Origin of the sequence: Pseudomonas moraviensis (assembly GCF_900105805.1) — a bacterium.
GTDB classification, from domain to species: Bacteria; Pseudomonadota; Gammaproteobacteria; order Pseudomonadales; family Pseudomonadaceae; genus Aquipseudomonas; species Aquipseudomonas moraviensis_A.
The window spans coordinates 3,516,461-3,535,388 of the sequence record NZ_LT629788.1 but is presented as its reverse complement, the minus strand read 5'-3'; the positions used below and the strand labels follow the sequence as shown (position 1 = coordinate 3,535,388).

General features: G+C 61.4%; 16 protein-coding genes. 8 read left to right on the top strand and 8 right to left on the bottom strand.

Features of this window, described 5'->3' with window-relative positions; all coding sequences use genetic code 11:
- Nucleotides 1-18: 18 nt before the first annotated feature.
- Complete coding sequence (locus BLU71_RS27505) at nt 19-195, top strand: hypothetical protein (protein WP_173867350.1); 177 nt, start codon at nt 19-21, stop codon at nt 193-195.
- On the opposite strand, the gene BLU71_RS15760 is transcribed toward BLU71_RS27505, so the two are convergent.
- From BLU71_RS15760 to BLU71_RS15745, 4 genes are all read right to left on the bottom strand, one after another.
- Nucleotides 179-1,177 (bottom strand): lysylphosphatidylglycerol synthase transmembrane domain-containing protein, encoded by a 999-nt coding sequence (locus BLU71_RS15760; protein WP_042607308.1) that lies wholly within the window; start codon nt 1,175-1,177, stop codon nt 179-181. The two genes, BLU71_RS27505 and BLU71_RS15760, sit on opposite strands and share 17 nt — an antisense overlap.
- On the bottom strand, nt 1,174-1,944 hold the full coding sequence (locus BLU71_RS15755) for a DUF2334 domain-containing protein (protein ID WP_083353448.1): 771 nt from the start codon (nt 1,942-1,944) through the stop codon (nt 1,174-1,176). The genes BLU71_RS15760 and BLU71_RS15755 overlap by 4 nt, the downstream gene beginning before the upstream one ends.
- A complete protein-coding gene (locus BLU71_RS15750; RefSeq protein WP_173867404.1) occupies nt 1,937-3,028 on the bottom strand; it encodes a glycosyltransferase family 4 protein in 1,092 nt (363 codons plus the stop codon). Before BLU71_RS15750 ends, BLU71_RS15755 begins: the two co-directional genes overlap by 8 nt.
- Before the next feature lie 286 nt (nt 3,029-3,314).
- A complete protein-coding gene (locus tag BLU71_RS15745; protein ID WP_083353447.1) occupies nt 3,315-5,204 on the bottom strand; it encodes a methyl-accepting chemotaxis protein in 1,890 nt (629 codons plus the stop codon).
- A gap of 186 nt (nt 5,205-5,390) precedes the next feature.
- On the opposite strand from BLU71_RS15745, the gene BLU71_RS15740 reads away from it, so the two are divergent.
- Nucleotides 5,391-6,875, top strand: a complete 1,485-nt coding sequence (locus tag BLU71_RS15740; protein WP_064365102.1) for a helicase HerA-like domain-containing protein — start codon at nt 5,391-5,393, stop codon at nt 6,873-6,875.
- Between the two features lie 90 nt (nt 6,876-6,965).
- Here the strand turns inward: BLU71_RS15740 and BLU71_RS15735 are convergent, their stop codons facing one another.
- Nucleotides 6,966-7,421 (bottom strand): DUF721 domain-containing protein, encoded by a 456-nt coding sequence (locus BLU71_RS15735; protein WP_042607304.1) that lies wholly within the window; start codon nt 7,419-7,421, stop codon nt 6,966-6,968.
- Nucleotides 7,422-7,728: 307 nt separating this feature from the next.
- Here BLU71_RS15735 and secA point away from each other — a divergent pair, with 307 nt between their 5' ends.
- From secA to BLU71_RS15715, 4 genes are all read left to right on the top strand, one after another.
- Nucleotides 7,729-10,470 carry a preprotein translocase subunit SecA gene (gene secA / locus BLU71_RS15730; RefSeq protein ID WP_083353446.1) on the top strand — a complete coding sequence of 914 codons (2,742 nt, stop codon included), beginning with the start codon at nt 7,729-7,731 and terminating at the stop codon, nt 10,468-10,470.
- Nucleotides 10,471-10,592: 122 nt separating this feature from the next.
- A complete protein-coding gene (argJ, locus tag BLU71_RS15725; protein WP_065616720.1) occupies nt 10,593-11,810 on the top strand; it encodes a bifunctional glutamate N-acetyltransferase/amino-acid acetyltransferase ArgJ in 1,218 nt (405 codons plus the stop codon).
- A gap of 159 nt (nt 11,811-11,969) precedes the next feature.
- A complete protein-coding gene (locus BLU71_RS15720; protein WP_083353445.1) occupies nt 11,970-12,602 on the top strand; it encodes a glutathione S-transferase family protein in 633 nt (210 codons plus the stop codon).
- Nucleotides 12,599-13,546 (top strand): Nudix family hydrolase, encoded by a 948-nt coding sequence (locus BLU71_RS15715; protein ID WP_042607300.1) that lies wholly within the window; start codon nt 12,599-12,601, stop codon nt 13,544-13,546. Before BLU71_RS15720 ends, BLU71_RS15715 begins: the two co-directional genes overlap by 4 nt.
- A 111-nt stretch (nt 13,547-13,657) precedes the next feature.
- Here BLU71_RS15715 and BLU71_RS15710 read toward each other — a convergent pair whose 3' ends face one another.
- Genes BLU71_RS15710 through BLU71_RS15700 form a run of 3 tightly spaced genes read right to left on the bottom strand, consistent with a single transcriptional unit; the run spans nt 13,658 to nt 17,245 of the window.
- Nucleotides 13,658-14,242 (bottom strand): cob(I)yrinic acid a,c-diamide adenosyltransferase, encoded by a 585-nt coding sequence (locus BLU71_RS15710; protein ID WP_064365019.1) that lies wholly within the window; start codon nt 14,240-14,242, stop codon nt 13,658-13,660.
- Between the two features lie 3 nt (nt 14,243-14,245).
- Nucleotides 14,246-16,282: a sensor histidine kinase gene (locus BLU71_RS15705; protein ID WP_042607298.1), complete on the bottom strand. Its 2,037-nt coding sequence runs from the start codon at nt 16,280-16,282 to the stop codon at nt 14,246-14,248.
- A gap of 45 nt (nt 16,283-16,327) precedes the next feature.
- On the bottom strand, nt 16,328-17,245 hold the full coding sequence (locus BLU71_RS15700) for a putative 2-dehydropantoate 2-reductase (protein ID WP_083353444.1): 918 nt from the start codon (nt 17,243-17,245) through the stop codon (nt 16,328-16,330).
- A gap of 140 nt (nt 17,246-17,385) precedes the next feature.
- Here BLU71_RS15700 and BLU71_RS15695 point away from each other — a divergent pair, with 140 nt between their 5' ends.
- On the top strand, nt 17,386-17,871 hold the full coding sequence (locus tag BLU71_RS15695; RefSeq protein ID WP_042607296.1) for a YajQ family cyclic di-GMP-binding protein: 486 nt from the start codon (nt 17,386-17,388) through the stop codon (nt 17,869-17,871).
- Nucleotides 17,872-18,023: 152 nt separating this feature from the next.
- On the top strand, nt 18,024-18,866 hold the full coding sequence (locus BLU71_RS15690; protein WP_042607295.1) for a mechanosensitive ion channel family protein: 843 nt from the start codon (nt 18,024-18,026) through the stop codon (nt 18,864-18,866).
- Nucleotides 18,867-18,928 lie beyond the last annotated feature (62 nt).

Sequence of the window (18,928 nt, the reverse complement as noted above, 5' to 3'; positions counted from 1 at the left end):
TGAGCCCGAGGAAAAGCCATGAGCGATCCACTGGACAAAGCCACCTCCAAAGCACCTGCCACCCTTGGTGAAGGTTGCCTCAGTCGCTACGACCCCGACGACATGAGCCCCGAGGACGGCACCGAATTCCCCGGCGCCGCCGAGTTATGGGAGCAGCTGCAGCAAGAGCACGACGAACCTAAGAAGCCTGCCTGACGTTCATCAGCTTCTTCAGCAACGGCTTGCCCAGCATCAACACGAACACCGGGCCGCCGACCAGCAGATAGAAGTAATACGTCACTACGCGCCAGATCAGGATCGCCGCCGCTGCGGTGGATTTGCCCACCATCGGCGCGAGCAGCGCGGCCGAGGTCAATTCCGCTGCCCCTGCGCCGCCGGGTAACAGACTGAACTGGCCGGCGCCCAGCGAGAGCATCTGTACCAGAAAACTCCATGCCCACTGCAAGTCGGCACCGAGGCCGCGCAAGGCCAGATACAGCACGCTGTAGCGCAGCAGCCAGTGCACGCAGGTCAGGGCGAACACCTGAACCAGCGTCTGCCAGGGCAACTTCAAGGTATCGGTAAAGGCCGCGAGAAAGTGCAGCAACTTGCGCGCCCAGCGGCGGCGAGTGCGCGCCGTAACGTTCATCCCCGCCAACAGCCGGCCGCTCAGGCGAATCAACGCCCGGTGATAGCGCGCAATCAATACGCAACTGCACAAGCCGCCGAACAGCGACACGGCGCTGACCGTCAGCAGCCATTCGAGGCGATCGCTCAGGTGCTGGAACAGCGCGTAAATCAGAATTCCGCTCAGCGCGCAGAGAAAGAACAACAGATCGCTGAGCTGGTCCATGGCAAACACCGCGCTGCCCCGCGCCGGACGCACGCCGCACCGGGCCAGCAAGGCCATGATGGTCAGCGGCCCGCCGCTGCCCCCGGGCGTAGCGCAGTAGGCGAACTCGGCCGCCATCACCACGCCAAGACTTTTCAACGGCGCGACCTTTTCGCGCTGATCGCCCAGCAACAACCGCAGGCGCAGGGTGTTGATGCCCCAGCACAGCAGGATCATGCCGAACATGATCAACAGCCAGTTCAGCGGAAAACTGCGCAGGCGTGCCCAGGTTTCGCCGCCGCCAAGCAGCACCGGTATCAGCACCGCGGCGAGCAGGCCGATCAGCAACAACAGGCTGCGCTTCATGCTGCGCGTTCCAGTTGACCGTGCTGTCGGACGAGCCAGTCGATCTTGGTCAGCGGCACGCGTCCGTCTGCCAGCAGGCGTTCCAGTGTGCGTAACCAATAATCTCGAGAGAAACGATGGCGCATGTCGACCGGATGCAGGCCGAGGCGAATCACCGGCGCGTCGCGCCAGCGCTGTTCACGTTGGTCGCTGACGATTTTCGACACGCCGCGCCGCCAGGCGCTGCGTGCGCTCCAGACCAATCCGGGTGCATCAATGGCGGTGAAATCGGGCAAGCGATAAAGATGTTGCGGATCGCTGGTGTAGCTGAGCGGTAATTCGCGCAAGGCCTGACGGGTGCCGTCGCTCATCAGCCACGCCGGGGCGACGAAACCGTGCACCGGCCAGTCGTAGCGCTGAAACATCTCCAGACCTGCGTGCAGGCGGTCAAGGGCTGCTTCGCGGGACAGCCGATAGAACTCGCCTTCATGGGTGTAGACCCGACGCATGAACCAGTCGCGCGGGGTGTTCGGCACGGGCTCCTGATCGTCGTGGTAGTAACCGTGCAGCGCCAGTTCATCGCCTCGGGCAACCCTGGCATCGAGCACTTGCCGAAACGCCGGGTTGGCATCAAGGGCATCGTGGCGATGGAAATCCGGGACCACCAGCCACGTCATCGGTACATTACCCAACGCATCGACGGCCTCGACAAAGGGCTGGTAATCCGCCCAGGTCGAGGGCGCCACATCATGCAACACCAGACAAACCGTTTTCATTTGCTCAGCCATTGGCCACCCGTGGCAGCGTATGGCCAAGCACCGCGTGGTAGTGGCTGAGCAGGCTGTCGACCACGGTATCCCAAGCGTAGTGCCGCTCGACATGTTGGCGTGCCTGGCGGCCGAGTCGATCACAGCCACGACTGAACAGTTCGCGCACAGCATTGGCCATGGCTTGCGGATTGTTCGGCGCGCAGAGCAGGCCGCAGGAATCGTTGACGATTTCTTCAAACGCTCCGGCGGCGACGGCCACCACGGGAATGCCGCAAGCCATGGCTTCAAGGATGACCAGCCCGAAGGTTTCCTGATCACCGGCATGCAGCAGCGCATCGGCGCTGGCCATCAGCCGCGCGACTTTTGGCGCCGGGCAGAACTCGTCGATGACGCTGACGTTGTCCGGCACCGCAGCGGGCATCGACGAGCCGACCAGCAGCAGGTGATAGCGCGGGCCTAGGCGTTGCATGCACTTGAGCAGCACCGGCAGGTTTTTTTCCTTGGAACCGCGCCCGGCGAAGATCAGCAGGCGGGTGTCTTCGGCAATGCCCAGTTCGGCACGCAGGCCGGGGTCGCGGGCGTCAGGATGGAAGGTGTGCAGATCCACGCCGAGCGGCTGCACATGAACATTGCGCACGCCAAGCCCGGTGAGCTTGTCGGCCATGACCTGGCTCGGCGCAAGCACGCGGTCGAAATTGCCATAGAGACGGGTGACGTAGGCCTCGACATTCGGCGTGACCCAATGGCCCATGCGATTGCCCGCCAGCAGCGGCAGATCCGAGTGATAAAAGCCGATCACCGGCACATCCAGCTGCCGCCGGGCATCCAGCGCCGCCCACGCGGTGAGGTAGGGATCGCCGACTTCGATCAGGTCCGGCTGCAAATCCTGCAAGACATTGCGCCACGGCGCCAGGCGCAGCGGGAAGCGATAGCCTTTGCCGAAGGGCAGGGCGGGCGCAGGAACCGTATAAATGCCGTCATGTTCACCCAGTCGCGCGCCGGGGATCAGCAGGCTGTGACGAATGGCGTTGCGGTCGCCGAGGCGACGGTGTTTGGCATCCAGGTAAGTACGCACGCCTCCGCTGGCCGGGGCGTAGAACATGGTGATGTCGGCGATATGCACGGTGAGCAACCCTCCGCTGTGTTGTTCTCCCTTGGTTGACCGTTATCCAGAATAGATGTTCGGTCGGGATTGCTCGCCCCTCACCCTAACCTCTCCCGGAGGGAGAGGGGATTGATCGGGGTGTTTGGGATTGTTGCGATGTCCTGCGATATCCAGTCGAACACAGGCATTGAAAAGCTTGAAGATCTGCTCCCTTTCCCCCTCGCCCCCTTGGGGGCGGTCCGAGTTTCGGGAGGGCTGGGGTGAGGGGGTTAGGCTTTTGATCTTAAATGCGGAAGCTGCCCACCAGTTGCTTGAGACGCGAAGCCTGCTGCTCCAGATCCGAGCACGCGCGCAAGGTCGCCTGCAGGTTTTCCACGCCTTCCTGGTTCAGTGTATTGATCTCGGTAATGTCGACGTTGATAGACTCGACCACCGCAGTCTGCTCTTCAGTCGCGGTCGCCACCGACTGGTTCATCCCGTCGATCTCACCAATGCGCAAGGTCACGCTGTTCAGGCGTTCGCCGGCGAGATTGGCGATCTCCACGCTGTCCTGGCTGTGGCGCTGACTGTCGCTCATGGTGCTCACCGATTCCCGGGCGCCGACCTGCAGCTCCTCGATCATGGTCTGCACCTGTTGCGCCGATTCCTGAGTGCGGTGCGCGAGGTTGCGCACTTCGTCGGCCACCACCGCAAAGCCGCGACCTGCCTCACCCGCACGTGCCGCCTCGATGGCAGCGTTGAGCGCGAGCAGGTTGGTCTGCTGGGAAATGCTGGTGATCACTTCGAGAATCTGACCGATGTTGACGGTCTTGCTGTTCAGCGACTCGATGTTGGTGCTCGACGCGCTGAGCATGCTCGACAATTGATTCATCGCCTTGATGCTGCGCTCGACCACTTGCTGGCCATCCTCGGCCAGACCCCGTGCGTCACTGGCCTGATTCGAAGCTTGCGCGGCATTGCGGGCAATTTCCTGCGCGGCGGCGCCGAGCTGATTGATCGCGGCAGCGACGCTGCTGGTGCGCGAAGCTTGCTGGTCGGAGTTGTACATCGACGAGTTCGACGCAGCAACGACGCGCAGGGCGACCTCATTGACCTGGCCGGTGGCCGAGGACACTTCGCGGATCGAGCCGTGAATACGCTCGACGAAACGGTTGAACGCGGTGCCGAGGATGCCGAATTCATCGTTATTGACGATGTTCAGACGTTTGGTCAGGTCACCTTCACCGTCGGCGATGTCTTCCATGGCGCGGGTCATCACGTGCAGCGGCTGGATCAGCAGACGGATGAGCATGCCGAGCAGGGCAATGATGATCGCCACGGCAATAATGGTCGCGATCACCGCCGAGGTGCGGAATTGGCTGAGCATCGCGTAGGCCTGATCCTTGTCGATCGACAAACCGATGTACCAGTTCACCGACGGCAGGCCTTTGATCGGAGCGAAAGTGACAATGCGGGTTTTGCCATCCACCGTCACTTCACTGAAGTCGCTGCTGATGCGCGGGGTGTCCTGCGGGTAGGCTTCCTTGAGCGATTTCATCACCAGAGCCTTGTCCGGGTGGACGAGGATCTTGCCGTCGGCGCTGACCAGGAACACATAGCCCATCCCGTCGAAATCCCGCGCGGCGAGGGTATCGACCAGCGATTGCAGGCTGAGATCGCCGCCGACCACGCCGACGCTCTGCCCGGCCTTTTTCGACGCGGTGGCGATGGAGATGATCAACTGGCCGGTGGCGGCATCGATGTAGGGTTCGGTCAGGGTCGACGTGCTGCTGCTTTCGGCACCTTTATACCAAGGGCGTACGCGCGGATCGAAACCGTCCGGCATCTTCACGTCCGGGCGGATGGTGAAATGCCCGGTGGCATCGCCCAGGTAGGTGGCCATGAACGTCGAGGTCAGGCTTTTCTGCTCCAGCAGGCTGGCGACCGTGGCAGGTTCCGGGTTGATGGCGATGTTCTGCGCGGCGTTCTCGATCAGCAAGATGCGCCCGCTGAGCCAGGTCTGGATATTGCCGGCGGTGACCTCGCCCATTTCATTGAGGTAGTTATTGAGATCATCGCGGATCGCATTGCGCTGCAGCCAATCGTTGTACAACGTGAACGAGGCGAAAGCGGCAATGACGATGAGGGCGGCGGCAAGCAAAATCTTATGGCTGAAGCGCAGGTTTTTGTTCATGGCTTGGGGTTCCGCTAAGGTCTTAATGTCCTGGGCGTGCTTTGATAGGGGCGCGCACTATGGGCAAGGTTGAAAAACTGAAATTTCCGGCTCTCCTTAGGGAAATGTCCGACCCGAATTTCTGACGGGTCTGTCCAATTTATGTATCGGCCATGTGTCATCAAAGATTAACCATTGGGTGAGAAAATGCCTGACTCCTTGCAACTCGTTATCGGCGCTGATCCGGCCGCGCAACCCATTGCTCAGGCCATGCGCCTGGCCAACCGCCACGGACTGATCGCCGGCGCCACCGGCACCGGTAAAACCGTGACGTTGCAGCGTCTGGCCGAAGCGTTCAGCGATGCTGGCGTGGCGGTGTTCGCCGCCGACATCAAGGGCGACCTGTGCGGCCTCGGCGCCGCTGGCAACCCGCAGGGCAAAGTGGCCGAGCGCATTGCCGGCATGCCGTGGCTCGGTCACACGCCCCAGGCTTATCCCGTCACGCTGTGGGACATCCACGGCGAATCCGGTCATCCGCTGCGCACCACCCTGAGCGAAATGGGCCCGTTGCTGATCGGCAGCCTGCTCGAGCTGACCGACAGTCAGCAGTCGGCGCTTTACGCGGCCTTCAAAGTGGCGGATCGCGAAGGGCTGTTGCTGCTGGATCTCAAGGATCTGAAAGCGCTGCTCAATCACCTCAAGGACAACCCGCAGTTGCTCGGCGAAGACGCGGCGCTGATGACCACCGGTTCCAGCCAGGCACTGTTACGCCGCTTGGCGACGCTGGAACAGCAGGGCGCCGAAGCGCTGTTCGGTGAGCCGGCGCTGCAACTCGAGGACATTCTGCAACCGGGGGCGGATGGCCGTGGCCGCATCCATCTGCTCGACGCCAGCCGGCTGGTGCACGAGGCGCCGAAGGTTTACGCAACGTTCCTGCTGTGGCTGCTGGCCGAGTTGTTCGAGCAACTGCCCGAACGCGGCGACGCCGAAAAGCCGCTGCTGGCGCTGTTTTTCGACGAGGCGCATTTGCTCTTCGGCGACACGCCCAAGGCTTTGCAGGAGCGTCTGGAGCAAGTGGTGCGTTTGATCCGATCCAAAGGTGTGGGGGTTTACTTTGTCACCCAATCGCCGGCGGATCTGCCGGACGATGTGCTGGCGCAGTTGGGCTTGCGCATTCAGCATGGTCTGCGTGCGTTCACCGCAAAAGAGCAGAAATCCCTGCGCGCCGTGGCGGACGGTTTCCGGCCGAATCCGGCGTTCGACAGCCTGTCGGTGCTGACCGAACTGGGGATTGGCGAGGCGCTGGTCGGGACGTTGACCGACAAGGGCACGCCGGAAATGGTCCAGCGCGTGCTGGTGGCGCCGCCGCAATCGCGGATCGGGCCGTTGACCGAAACCGAACGCACCATGCTGATCGCCGGCTCGCCGTTCAGGGGTCGCTATGACAAGCCGATCGATCGTGAGTCGGCCTATGAAATTCTGATGGGCCGCAAAGGGCTGGCGCCTGAGGCCGAAACGCCGGCAGGTAAACAGGCTGAAGAGCCAAGCCTCGCTGATCGCGCGGGCGAATTCCTCGGCACGGCGGCAGGGCAGGCGCTGAAATCGGCGATGCGCCAGGCGGCCAATAACCTCGGCAAGCAGTTGGTGCGCGGGTTGATGGGGTCGCTGCTCGGCGGCAGCAAGCGCCGCTAAAAGCAAAGATCGCAGCCTTCGGCAGCTCCTACAGTTGAAATGCATTCATTCTGTAGGAGCTGCAGAAGGCTGCGATCTTTTGATTTTGCTTCAGGCTTTACCCTTGGCATGCGCCGCCAACCGCTCCAGCGCCGCGCGCAATCCCGGATCGCTGATCCCGTCGGCCGTCGACTGAATCGTCTCCGCCGCGCTGCTCGACAAATCCATCGTGTGCCCAGTCGCCCGATGCTGGACGATCGGCGGGCGCACGCTGAATTTGATCCGCGTCAGGCTGGCGAACTCTTCGAACAATTGCAGCTGCCGTTGCAGGCGTTTTTGCTGGTAGCGCAGGCGCGTGGCCCAGTGACCGTCAGTGACCACCAGCGACAGTTCGCCCTCGCGCCACTTGGCCACCCGGCAATGCTCGCGGGCGGCCGGTTGCAGCTGGCTTTCGAGCAGGCGCTGCAAATGCTCAAGGCGCTGGGCATGGCCGAGGATGGCTTTGAGCGGCCTGGCTTCGCGTAACAGGACGGCGGGTGCTCTGGCCGTGAGAGGGCGAAACGCCATGATCGAACACCTGAAGTAACAGAGGCGCCATGTTAGCAGAAAGCTGTGGAACCACTGGCCCATTGCTTTTGTCCCTGCTTTGCTCATTAAATCAACGCCTGACTTCTTTCCCCGACGGGTTGAAGTTGAGCAAAACGCCCCTATTTTAAGTGAGCCCCGTCAAAGCGCAGTGCCAGCATCGTGGAACATCGCCACTTTCCTCACCACCGTTTCCGGGTAGAATGCTCGTTCGCATGCGGCCATGAGGGCTGCACGGGCGACTCACGGGGCCGCCCTCCATCCCTTTAGTGTGGAAGATCCTGCCGATATGTTTGCGCCTTTGTTAAAGAAACTTTTTGGAAGCAAGAACGAGCGTGAAGTCAAACGCATGCTCAAGACGGTGCAGCTCGTCAATGCCTTCGAAGAGCAAATGGTGGCCCTTTCGGACGATCAATTGCGTGCCAAGACCGCCGAGTTCAAGGCCCGTATCGCCAAAGGGGAAACCCTCGACAAGCTGTTGCCGGAAGCCTTTGCCGTAGCCCGCGAGGCCGGCAAGCGCGTGATGGGCATGCGCCACTTCGACGTGCAACTCGTCGGCGGCATGACCTTGCACGAAGGCAAGATCGCCGAAATGCGCACCGGTGAGGGCAAGACCCTCGTGGCCACTTTGGGTGTTTACCTCAACGCATTGTCCGGCAAGGGCGTGCACGTTGTGACCGTGAACGACTACCTGGCCCGCCGTGACGCCAACTGGATGCGCCCGCTGTATGAATTCCTCGGCCTGACCGTCGGCGTCGTGACGCCGTTCCAGCCGCCGGAAGAGAAGCGTGCCGCCTACGCCGCCGACATCACCTACGGCACCAACAACGAATTCGGTTTCGACTACCTGCGCGACAACATGGCGTTCAGCATGGATGAAAAATTCCAGCGCGAACTCAACTTTGCCGTGATTGACGAAGTCGACTCCATCCTCATCGACGAAGCGCGTACCCCGCTGATCATTTCCGGTCAGGCCGAGGACAGCTCCAAGCTGTACATGGAGATCAACAAACTGATCCCGCAGCTGGAACTGCACGTCGAGGAAGTCGAAGGTCAGGTCACCAAGGCCGGACACTACACCGTTGACGAAAAGACCCGTCAGGTCGAGCTCAACGAAGCCGGTCACCAGTTCATCGAAGACATGCTCACCCGCGTCGGCCTGCTGGCCGAAGGCGAGAGCCTGTACTCGGCGCACAACCTCGGTCTGCTGACCCACGTCTATGCCGGTCTGCGTGCGCACAAACTGTTCAACCGCAATATCGAATACATCGTGCAGGACGGCCAGGTCGTACTGGTCGACGAGCACACCGGCCGGACCATGCCGGGTCGTCGTCTGTCCGAAGGCCTGCACCAGGCGATCGAAGCGAAGGAAGGCCTGAACATTCAGGCCGAGAGCCAGACCCTGGCCTCTACGACTTTCCAGAACTACTTCCGTCTGTACACCAAGCTGTCCGGCATGACCGGTACCGCCGACACCGAAGCGTTCGAATTCCACCAGATCTATGGTCTGGAAGTCATGGTCATCCCGCCGAACAAACCGTTGGCGCGTAAAGACTACAACGACCTGGTGTTCCTCACCGCCGAAGAGAAATACGCGGCAATCGTGGCGGACATCAAGGAAAGCATGGCCGCCGGTCGTCCGGTGCTCGTGGGTACCGCGACCATCGAGACTTCCGAGCACATGTCTGCATTGCTCGTCAAAGAAGGCATCGAACACAAGGTTCTCAACGCCAAGTTCCACGAGAAAGAAGCCGAAATCATCGCTCAGGCCGGTCGTCCGGGTGCGCTGACCATCGCCACCAACATGGCCGGTCGTGGTACCGACATCCTGTTGGGCGGCAACTGGGAAGTGGAAGTCGCTTCGCTGGAAAACCCGACCCCTGAGCAGATCGCCCAGATCAAGGCCGACTGGCAGAAGCGTCACCAACAAGTGCTGGAATCCGGCGGCTTGCAGGTAATCGCTTCCGAGCGTCACGAATCGCGCCGTATCGACAACCAGCTGCGTGGCCGTGCCGGCCGTCAGGGCGATGCCGGTTCGAGCCGCTTCTACCTGTCGCTGGAAGACAGCCTGATGCGCATCTTCGCCTCTGACCGGGTGAAGAACTTCATGAAAGCCCTGGGCATGCAGCCGGGCGAAGCGATCGAGCACCGCATGGTGACCAACGCGATCGAGAAGGCGCAGCGCAAGGTTGAAGGCCGCAACTTCGACATCCGCAAGCAATTGCTCGAGTTCGACGACGTCAACAACGAACAGCGTAAAGTGATCTATCACATGCGTAACACGTTGCTGGCCGCTGACAACATCGGTGAAACCATCGCCGACTTCCGTCAGGACGTGCTCAACGCTACCGTCAGCGCGCACATTCCGCCGCAATCGCTGCCAGAGCAGTGGGAAGTGGCCGGTCTGGAAGCGTCCATCGAAAGCGATTTCGGCGTGAAGCTGCCGATCCAGCAATGGCTCGACGAAGACGATCACCTGTACGAAGAAACCCTGCGCGAGAAGCTCATGACCGAGCTGATGGCGGCGTACAACGAGAAAGAAGACCAGGCCGGTGCCGAGGCGCTGCGCTCGTTCGAGAAGCAGATCGTCCTGCGCGTACTCGACGACCTGTGGAAAGACCACCTGTCGACCATGGATCACCTGCGTCACGGCATTCACTTGCGTGGTTATGCGCAGAAGAACCCGAAGCAGGAATACAAGCGCGAGTCGTTCACCCTGTTCTCCGAGCTGCTCGATTCGATCAAGCGCGACTCGATCCGCGTGCTCTCGCACGTTCAGGTCCGCCGCGAAGATCCGGAAGCCGAAGAGCAGCGCCTGCGTCAGGAAGCCGAAGCACTGGCGGCGCGCATGCAGTTCGAACACGCCGAAGCCCCTGGGCTGGATCAGCCGGAAGCGTTGGGTGAAGAGGTCGATGTGGCGCTGGCCACCGCCGCTGCCCCGGTTCGCAACGAGCAGAAGCTGGGCCGCAACGAACTGTGTTTCTGCGGTTCGGGCAAGAAATACAAGCATTGCCACGGGCAGATCCAGTAAAACCCGTTTCAATCGCTGAACACCCCGCGCCGCGACCGGCTCCTGCCGTCGCGGCGTTTTGCCATTTATCCCACCGTCCTTTCCCGTGGCGGTGCTGACATCATTGAGTAAGGAGCGCATTCATGGCTGTTGGTCTTGGTCCTTTGCCAACGTTGCACCCGGTTGCCGGTTTTGAACTCGGTATCGCCTCGGCCGGCATCAAGCGCCCGGGGCGCAAGGATGTGGTGGTGATGCGCTGCGCTGAAGGTTCGACCGTGGCTGGCGTGTTCACCCTGAACGCGTTCTGCGCCGCGCCGGTGATCCTGGCGAAAAAACGCGTGAACAACGCTGTGCGTTACTTGCTGACCAACACCGGCAACGCCAACGCCGGCACCGGCGAACCAGGCCTGGCCGCCGCCGAGCGCACCACTGCCAGACTGGCTGAGCTGACCGGCGTCGACGCCAGCCAGATCCTGCCTTACTCCACGGGTGTGATCGGCGAGCCGCTGCCGGTCGAGAAAATCGAAGGCGCACTGCAAGCCGCGCTGGACGATCTGTCGGAAAACAACTGGGAAGCTGCTGCCACCGGCATCATGACCACCGATACTTTGCCGAAGGGCGCCAGCCGCCAGTTCGAGCATGACGGCGTGACCATCACCGTCACCGGCATCAGCAAAGGCGCAGGGATGATTCGTCCGAACATGGCGACCATGCTCGGTTACATTGCCACCGATGCCAAAGTCTCCCGCGACGTGCTGCACAACCTGATGCTCGACGGTGCCAACAAGTCGTTCAACCGCATCACCATCGACGGCGACACCTCGACCAACGACTGCTGCATGCTGATCGCCACTGGCAAAGCCGCGCTGCCGGAAATCACCCGCGCAGAAGGCGAGCTGTTCGCCAAGCTCAAACAAGCCGTGTTCGAAGTGTGCATGGACGTGGCGCAGGCCATCGTGCGTGACGGCGAAGGTGCGACCAAGTTTGTCACTGTTGAAGTGAATGGCGGCGGCAACCACCAGGAATGCCTGGACGTCGGCTATACCGTGGCGCACTCGCCGCTGATCAAGACCGCGCTGTTCGCCTCCGACCCGAACTGGGGGCGCATCCTCGCCGCCGTGGGCCGCGCCGGTGTGCCGGACCTGGACGTGAGCAAGATTGACGTATTCCTCGGCGACGTGTGCATCGCCAGCCGTGGCGCCCGTGCGGCCACCTACACTGAAGCTCAGGGCTCGGCAGTGATGCAGCAGGAAGAAATCACCATCCGCATTGAACTGGGTCGCGGCGATTGCAGCGAAACCATCTGGACCACCGACCTGTCGCATGAATACGTGAAGATCAACGCTGAATACCGCACCTGATCCAGCCTGGGACCGAGTCGCCTGCATCGCCAGCAGGCTGGCTCCCACAGAGATATGTGTCGTTTCACACATCCACTGTAGGAGTGAGCCTGCTCGCGATAGCGCCAGTCCGGACACTACAAAATTAGAGTTTTCCCTCTGACGAAAAGGCGCCACACCATGTCCCTGCACCTGATCATCGGCGACAAACTGCTTTCCTCCTGGTCCCTGCGTGCGGCACTGGCGCTGGAGCTGACCGGCGCACCCTACAGCGAAGAGCTGATCAAACTCGGCAAGCCCGACACCCGCGAACGCCTGCTCAAGCATTCGCCGACCGGCAAGGTGCCGCTGCTGCAGACCACCCGCGGCACCATCGCCGATTCGCTGGCCATCGCTGAATACCTCGCGGAGCAGTTTCCGTCCGAGCAGCTCTGGCCGAGCGATACTTTCGCCCGCGCCCAGGCCCGCTCGGCCTGCGCACAAATGCACAGCGGCTTCTTCGCCATGCGCAACCACATGCCGTTCAACCTCAGTCAGGATGCGCCGCTGAACCCGGTGCCGCCAGAAGTGAAGGTCGATATCGAACGCATGCTCGCGCTCTGGGCCGAATGCCGTGCGGCGGCAACGGAAGAGGGGCCATACCTGTTCGGGCGGGTCAGCCTCGCCGATGCCTTTTTCGCGCCGATCGCCGTGCGCCTGCGCACCTATCAGGTGAAGCTGCCTGCGATCGACGAAGCTTATGTTGAAACCGTCTACCAATGGCCCGCCTTCAAGGCGTGGCAAAAGGCTGGACTGGAGGAATTGAACCCGTGAAACGCGTCCACGTCGCCGCTGCCGTCATTCGTGACGGTGCCGGCAAAATCCTTATCGCCCGTCGCGCCGACACTCAGCATCAGGGCGGCTTGTGGGAATTTCCCGGTGGCAAGGTCGAGGCTGACGAATCAGTCGAATCGGCACTGGCTCGGGAGCTGCACGAAGAGCTGGGCATCGTCGTTGATGCTGCCCGTCCGTTGATCAAGGTTCGCCACGACTACCCGGACAAACAGGTGTTGCTGGATGTCTGGGAAGTCTCGGCATTCAGCGGCGAACCCCACGGTGCTGAAGGCCAGCCACTGGCCTGGGTCAGCGCCAGAGAGCTGGTCAACTATGAATTCCCGGCGGCTAACCAGCCAATCGTCGCGGCGGCGCGTTTGCCCGCCGAATACCTGATCACCCCGGAAGATCTCGAAGGCCCGGCGTTGTTGCGCGGCATCCAGAAGGCGATTGCTGGCGGCATCAAGTTGATCCAGCTGCGCGCACCGAATGGCTACGACCCGAAATACCGCGATCTGGCGGTGGACGCGGTTGGCCTGTGCGCGGGCAAGGCGCAGTTGATGATCAAGGGGCCGTTCGAGTGGCTCGGCGATTTCCCGTCGGCGGGCTGGCACATCACCGCCGCCCAGCTGCGGAAATACGCGGCGGCAGGGCGTCCGTTGCCGGCGGAGCGCTGGCTCGCGGCGTCGTGCCATAACGCTGAGGAATTGGCGCTGGCGGAGCAGATGGGCGTCGACTTCGTCACCCTGTCGCCGGTGCAGCCGACGCTGACGCACCCGGATGCACAGCCGTTGGGCTGGGAGCAGGCTGCGGCGTTGATTGACGGTTTTAGCAAACCGGTGTTCCTGCTCGGTGGGGTAGGGCCGGCGGAGCGTGAGAAGGCTTGGGATGTCGGGGCGCAGGGTGTGGCGGGGATTCGGGCGTTCTGGCCTGATCCTGTATAGCGGCTACTGACCCTATCGCGAGCAGGCTCACTCCTACAATGACCGCGTTTCAACTGAAGAAATACGGTCACTGTAGGAGTGAGCCTGCTCGCGATAGCTTATTTTCAAACACTACAAATCTTCAGGTTTTGCCGCCGGCTGCCACAAAATCTCCGCCACTCCCTGCCGCCGCGCAATCAATCGCGCCGCGACAAACAACAAATCCGACAGCCGATTGATATACGCCAGGCCAACCCCGGCCAACGGTTCGATCGCGTTCAAATGCTGACACCGGCGCTCGGCGCTGCGGGCCAGACTGCGGCAGACATGCGCTTGCGCAATCAACATCGAGCCGCCGGGCAGGATGAAGTTTTCCAGCGGCCCCAGCTCTTCATTCCAGACATCGATCGCCGCTTCCAGCCGCTGGATTTCAGCCTCGTTCAGCGCCTGATACGCCGGCATCGCCAGTTCGCCGCCAAGGTCAAACAAGCGGTGCTGACACGGCGCCAACACCTCAATGATCTCGTTGAGCCCCGGATGCACTTCACGCTCGGCGAGCAGACCCGCCAGCAGCACGCCGACCTGACTGTTCAGCGTATCGACCTCGCCAATCGCCTCGATGCGCGGGTGATCCTTGGGGACGCGACGGCCGTCACCGAGGCCGGTCTCGCCTTTGTCGCCGGTGCGGGTGTAGATCTTCGACAAGCGAAAGCCCATGGGTTACCTCGGTAGTGAATTGGTTTCGGCGGTCAACGGCGCCGGTTGTACCAGCGGCAGACGCAGGGTGAAGCAAGTGCCCTGGCCGGGCGCCGACTGCACTTCCATCTGGCCTTTGTGGTTGTTGGTGATGATGAAGTACGACACCGACAAGCCAAGGCCGGTGCCCTGGCCGATTTCCTTGGTGGTAAAGAACGGCTCGAAGGTACGCTTGCGCACGTTCTCGCTCATGCCGATGCCGTTGTCCTCGACCTGAATCTCGGCCCACGGCGGATTGAGTCTGGTGCGCAAAATGATCCGTCCCGGTTCGCTGTCGTCTTCGCGCTGATGAATCGCCTGGGCGGCGTTTTTCAGCAGATTGAGCAGCACCTGTTCCAGCTCGTTGGCGGTGCCCGGCACCGGCCCCAATGCCGGATCGAACTGGCGGATGATCGCTTGACCCTTGAAGTCGAAACCAATCGCCAGATCGAAGTCGTTGCCGGCGATTTCCACCGCCTGATCGATCAGCGCCGGCAGATCGCACGGCGCCATCTGCCGGGTGCTGCGACGGCTGAAGCTGAGCATGTGCGTGACGATCTTCGCCGCGCGGGCGCCCGCCTGTTGAATGCCATCGAGCAATTGCGGGACTTCGCGGCCCTGCAGGTACCGGTTGACGGCATCCAGTTCGATGCCCAGTTGTTCGGCGGTTTCGATGTTCTTCGGCAGATCCGCCGACAGCCGCCGACGGATGTTCTGCACGTTGTGCAGGATCGCGCCGAGCGGGTTGTTGATTTCATGGGCCATGCCAGCCGCAAGGCCACCGACCGAGAGCATCTTCTCCGACTGCACCATCATTTCTTCCAGCGACAGGCGCTGGGTGATGTCGTCGATACGGATCACCACGCCACGCCCGGCACCGCCCATCAGCGGATAAAACGTCAGCGCGTAATGTTTCGGTTCATCGTCCTTGAACCAGGTCACCCGATCGACTTTCGCCACGGTGTGCTGCTCGACGGTAGCCTTGAGCTGCGGCAGAAACGGCTTGAGCGGTTCGAAGGCGAGGAAGATCGGCTGGTTCAGTGCCTCGTCCAGGCGCGTGCCGGAGAGCGCGCTGGCCTCCTGGTTCCACTGGGTGACGTAAAGCTGCTCGTCGAGGGCGATCAGCGCTGAAGGCATCGAGTCGATAATGCTGTTGAGGTAATTCTGGAAGCCGGTGAGTTTCTTCTCGATCTTGCTGCGCACCTGGACTTCCAGCTCCAGTTTGCGATTGGTGTGGCGGGTTTCCTCGGCCAGCCCCTGCGCCTGATCGTAGGCGGCTTGCGAGTCATCACGGGCGCGTTTGAGCTGCTGCTCGCGGGCTTCGATGCGCGAGAGCATGGTGTTGAACGCCTCGGCCAGACTGCCGATTTCATCGTGATTGCCCCGTGCAGCGCGCAGCGCGTAGTTCTCTTCGCGGGTGACCTGGCGGGACAGCTCCTCGAGCTGATGAATGGGGCGGGTGATCAGACGTTTGATCTGCCGGGCAATCACCAGCCACAACAAGACGCTGAAGATCAGGATGCCGAGGCTGGCGGTCAGGGTGCCGGTGTAGAACGCCATCGGCAGTTCGCTGCTGGCGACCAGCAACAGATGCCCCGGCGCGGCACCGGGGCGGGGCAGGGTGATCAGTTGATTGCTGCGAAATTCGGTGAGTTGCCAGGCTTCGACATGGCGATAGCGCTCGGGCAGGCTGAGCTTTTCACCGCGCTGCACCTGCGCCAGACGTTCACCCTTGCCGTCGTACAGGGCAGCGGCGCGCAACGGTGAATAACTGTCGAGTTCCTTGAGCAGGCGCTCGGCGCTGCGCGGCGATTCCAGCGCGTCGCTGACCAGACTCGGATTGGCGATCAGCCGGCCGATGGTCTGCAGGGCCTGTGGCGCCATGCTTTCCTGGGAAATGTAGTAGGCGGCGCTGATAAAAGTCAGGTTGGCGACCAGCAGAACCGTGGTCAACAACACCAGCAGGGCGGCCAGCAGTTTCTGGCCGACCGGCAGGTTTTCGAGGCGCTGGCGCAATGGCATCGGGTTTATCGCAGCAGGGGAACAAGCCGTCAGCCTAGCGGCTGCTCAGTCGCTGGGCAATCCACGGTTGCGCAGATGAGCGACCAGACGTTGCTGCAACTGGTGCAGGTGCGGCAGGTTCAACTGATGGCGCTCAGCGACTTTGCAGGCGTGGCCCAATAGATAGCTGATTTCGGTGCGGCGCTGGTTGGCGACGTCCTGATACATCGAAGAGTAATTGGCGGCGGTGGCGTGGATCACCCGTTCGACCTCCGCTTGCAGATTGTCTGCCGCTGTCGGCTGACCACAGCGTTCGAGCAGTTCAGTCAGTTCGGCGCAGAGCGTAGCGACCTCGCAGTGATGCGCTGTCAGGCCGCCGTTACGGCAGTCGTGGAGCACGGTCAGCGGGTTGATCGCGCAGTTCAGCGCCAGTTTGCGCCACAGCCGAGTGAGGATGTCGGCGCTCCATTCATGGGGAATATTTGCCGCTTGCAGATCGTCGAGCCAGACCGGTGCCAGCGGATTGCCGATATCGCCCAGCCAGTTGAAACCGTGGCCGGCGAACACCACCCGCCAATCGCCATCGCGAAACGCGCCCTCGGTGCTGGATGCGCTGATGCAGCGCGCTTGCGGCACCCGCGCGGCAACGGCGTCCTGACTGCCCAAACCGTTTTGCAGGAGGATCAATTCGGCATCCGGAGCGAGGCGTGAAGCGAGGCGGGCGACGGCCTCTTCGGCGTCATAGGCCTTGCACGCGACCAGCAGACGGCGAATCGGCTCGGGGCTGTCCGGGGTTTCGCCGGGAACTGCATAGGTATGAGCTTGTCCGTTTTCTACCAGGGTTAATCCGCCACCAGCTGCATAGCTGCGCAAGCGTGACGGGTCGCGCAGGATCAGTCGCACGGCCAATCCGGCGCGGGCCAGCCGTGTCGCCCAGAGTGTGCCGAGACTGCCGGCGCCCAAGACATGCCAGATGGTCGACATCAGTTTTTTGCTCGATTGCTTGCAGGCATGTGCGGCTCGCCGTATCGGTAGGAAAAGACCCGTTATAATGAGCCCGATTTTAACCGCAAGCCAAGCGCGCTCCATCCACATCGAGCGCGCCTTTTTATTGGAGAGATTACATGCCGTCGTTCGACGTGGTATCCGAACTGGACAAACACGAACTTACCAACGCGGTCGAGAACGCCGTGAAGGAACTCGATCGTCGTTATGACCTGAAAGGCAAAGGCAGCTTCGAGTTCAAGGAAAAAGACCTGACCGTCAGCCTCACCGCCGAAGCCGCTTTCCAGCTCGAAGCGATGATCGAAATCCTCAAGCTGGCGCTGACCAAGCGCAAGATCGACGTGCAGTGCCTCGAGGTCAAGGAGGCTTACGCTTCCGGCAAACTGATGAAGCAGGACGCCATCCTCAAGGAAGGCATCGACAAAGAACTTGCGAAGAAAATCGTCGGCCACATCAAAGAGGCCAAACTGAAAGTGCAGGCCGCCATTCAGGGCGAGCAGGTGCGTGTCACCGGCAAGAAGCGCGACGACCTCCAGGAAGCCATCGCGGCCCTGCGTGCCAAGGAATTCGGCATGCCGCTGCAGTTCAACAACTTCCGCGACTAAGCCTGGTCTGAATGCTGTGTGGGAGCGAGCCTGCTCGCGAATGCGGTGTTTCATTCAGCGATGAGTTGACTGACACACCGCTTTCGCGAGCAGGCTCGCTCCCACAGTTGTTTTTAATACACCCCGGGAAGCCGGAAATCAGGAGATAGAACATGGATTTGAATGCTGAAGTGGACCACCTGGTCAAGGCGTCCCAGGCGTGGATCCCGATGATCATGGAATACGGCAGTCGCGTGCTGCTGGCAGTGATTACCCTGGCCATCGGCTGGTGGCTGATCAACAAGGTCACGCAAAAACTCGGCGGTCTGCTGGCCCTGCGCAATGCCGACCTGGCGCTGCAAGGCTTTATCAGCAGCCTGGCCAACATCATTCTCAAGGTGCTGCTGATTGTCAGCGTCGCGTCGATGATTGGCGTCGAAACCACCTCGTTCGTCGCGGCTATTGGTGCTGCCGGTCTGGCGATCGGCCTGGCCCTGCAGGGCAGCCTGGCAAACTTCGCTGGCGGCGTGCTGATTCTGCTGTTCCGCCCGTTCCGCATCGGTGACTGGATCGAAGCCCAAGGCGTGGCGGGTACCGTCGACAGCATCCAGATCTTCCATACCGTGCTGCGCACCGGCGACAACAAGACCATCATCGTGCCCAACGGCAATCTGTCGAACGGCATCATCACCAACACCAACCGCCAGCCAACCCGCAAAGTCGTGTTCGACGTGGGCGTGGATTACGAAGCGGATCTGCAAAAGGCCCGTCAGGTGCTGCTGGATCTGGCCAAGGATGCGCGCGTCATGCAGGATCCAGAGCCACAGGCGGTAATTTCGACACTGGGCGACAGTTCGATCACGGTGTCCCTGCGCGTATGGGTTAAAACTGCAGACTATTGGGATGTGATGTTCATGTTTAATGAACAGGCGCGTGATCGTTTGAAGGCTGCCGGTATTGATATTCCATTTCCGCAGCGAGTTATACGCGTTGTTCAGGAGTCGGCGACACAATGATAGGTTGCTAGCTAAGTAATTGCTCTCGTAGCCAGACTCTTAATCAGTGCCAGGCAAATAAA

Coding starts and splice junctions, on each gene's coding strand:
- BLU71_RS27505 (WP_173867350.1), top strand. CDS start 19: ATGAGCGATCCACTGGACAAAGCCACCTCCAAAGCACCTGCCACCCTT.
- BLU71_RS15760 (WP_042607308.1), bottom strand. CDS start 1,177: ATGAAGCGCAGCCTGTTGTTGCTGATCGGCCTGCTCGCCGCGGTGCTG.
- BLU71_RS15755 (WP_083353448.1), bottom strand. CDS start 1,944: ATGGCTGAGCAAATGAAAACGGTTTGTCTGGTGTTGCATGATGTGGCG.
- BLU71_RS15750 (WP_173867404.1), bottom strand. CDS start 3,028: ATGTTCTACGCCCCGGCCAGCGGAGGCGTGCGTACTTACCTGGATGCC.
- BLU71_RS15745 (WP_083353447.1), bottom strand. CDS start 5,204: ATGAACAAAAACCTGCGCTTCAGCCATAAGATTTTGCTTGCCGCCGCC.
- BLU71_RS15740 (WP_064365102.1), top strand. CDS start 5,391: ATGCCTGACTCCTTGCAACTCGTTATCGGCGCTGATCCGGCCGCGCAA.
- BLU71_RS15735 (WP_042607304.1), bottom strand. CDS start 7,421: ATGGCGTTTCGCCCTCTCACGGCCAGAGCACCCGCCGTCCTGTTACGC.
- secA (WP_083353446.1), top strand. CDS start 7,729: ATGTTTGCGCCTTTGTTAAAGAAACTTTTTGGAAGCAAGAACGAGCGT.
- argJ (WP_065616720.1), top strand. CDS start 10,593: ATGGCTGTTGGTCTTGGTCCTTTGCCAACGTTGCACCCGGTTGCCGGT.
- BLU71_RS15720 (WP_083353445.1), top strand. CDS start 11,970: ATGTCCCTGCACCTGATCATCGGCGACAAACTGCTTTCCTCCTGGTCC.
- BLU71_RS15710 (WP_064365019.1), bottom strand. CDS start 14,242: ATGGGCTTTCGCTTGTCGAAGATCTACACCCGCACCGGCGACAAAGGC.
- BLU71_RS15705 (WP_042607298.1), bottom strand. CDS start 16,282: ATGCCATTGCGCCAGCGCCTCGAAAACCTGCCGGTCGGCCAGAAACTG.
- BLU71_RS15700 (WP_083353444.1), bottom strand. CDS start 17,245: ATGTCGACCATCTGGCATGTCTTGGGCGCCGGCAGTCTCGGCACACTC.
- BLU71_RS15695 (WP_042607296.1), top strand. CDS start 17,386: ATGCCGTCGTTCGACGTGGTATCCGAACTGGACAAACACGAACTTACC.
- BLU71_RS15690 (WP_042607295.1), top strand. CDS start 18,024: ATGGATTTGAATGCTGAAGTGGACCACCTGGTCAAGGCGTCCCAGGCG.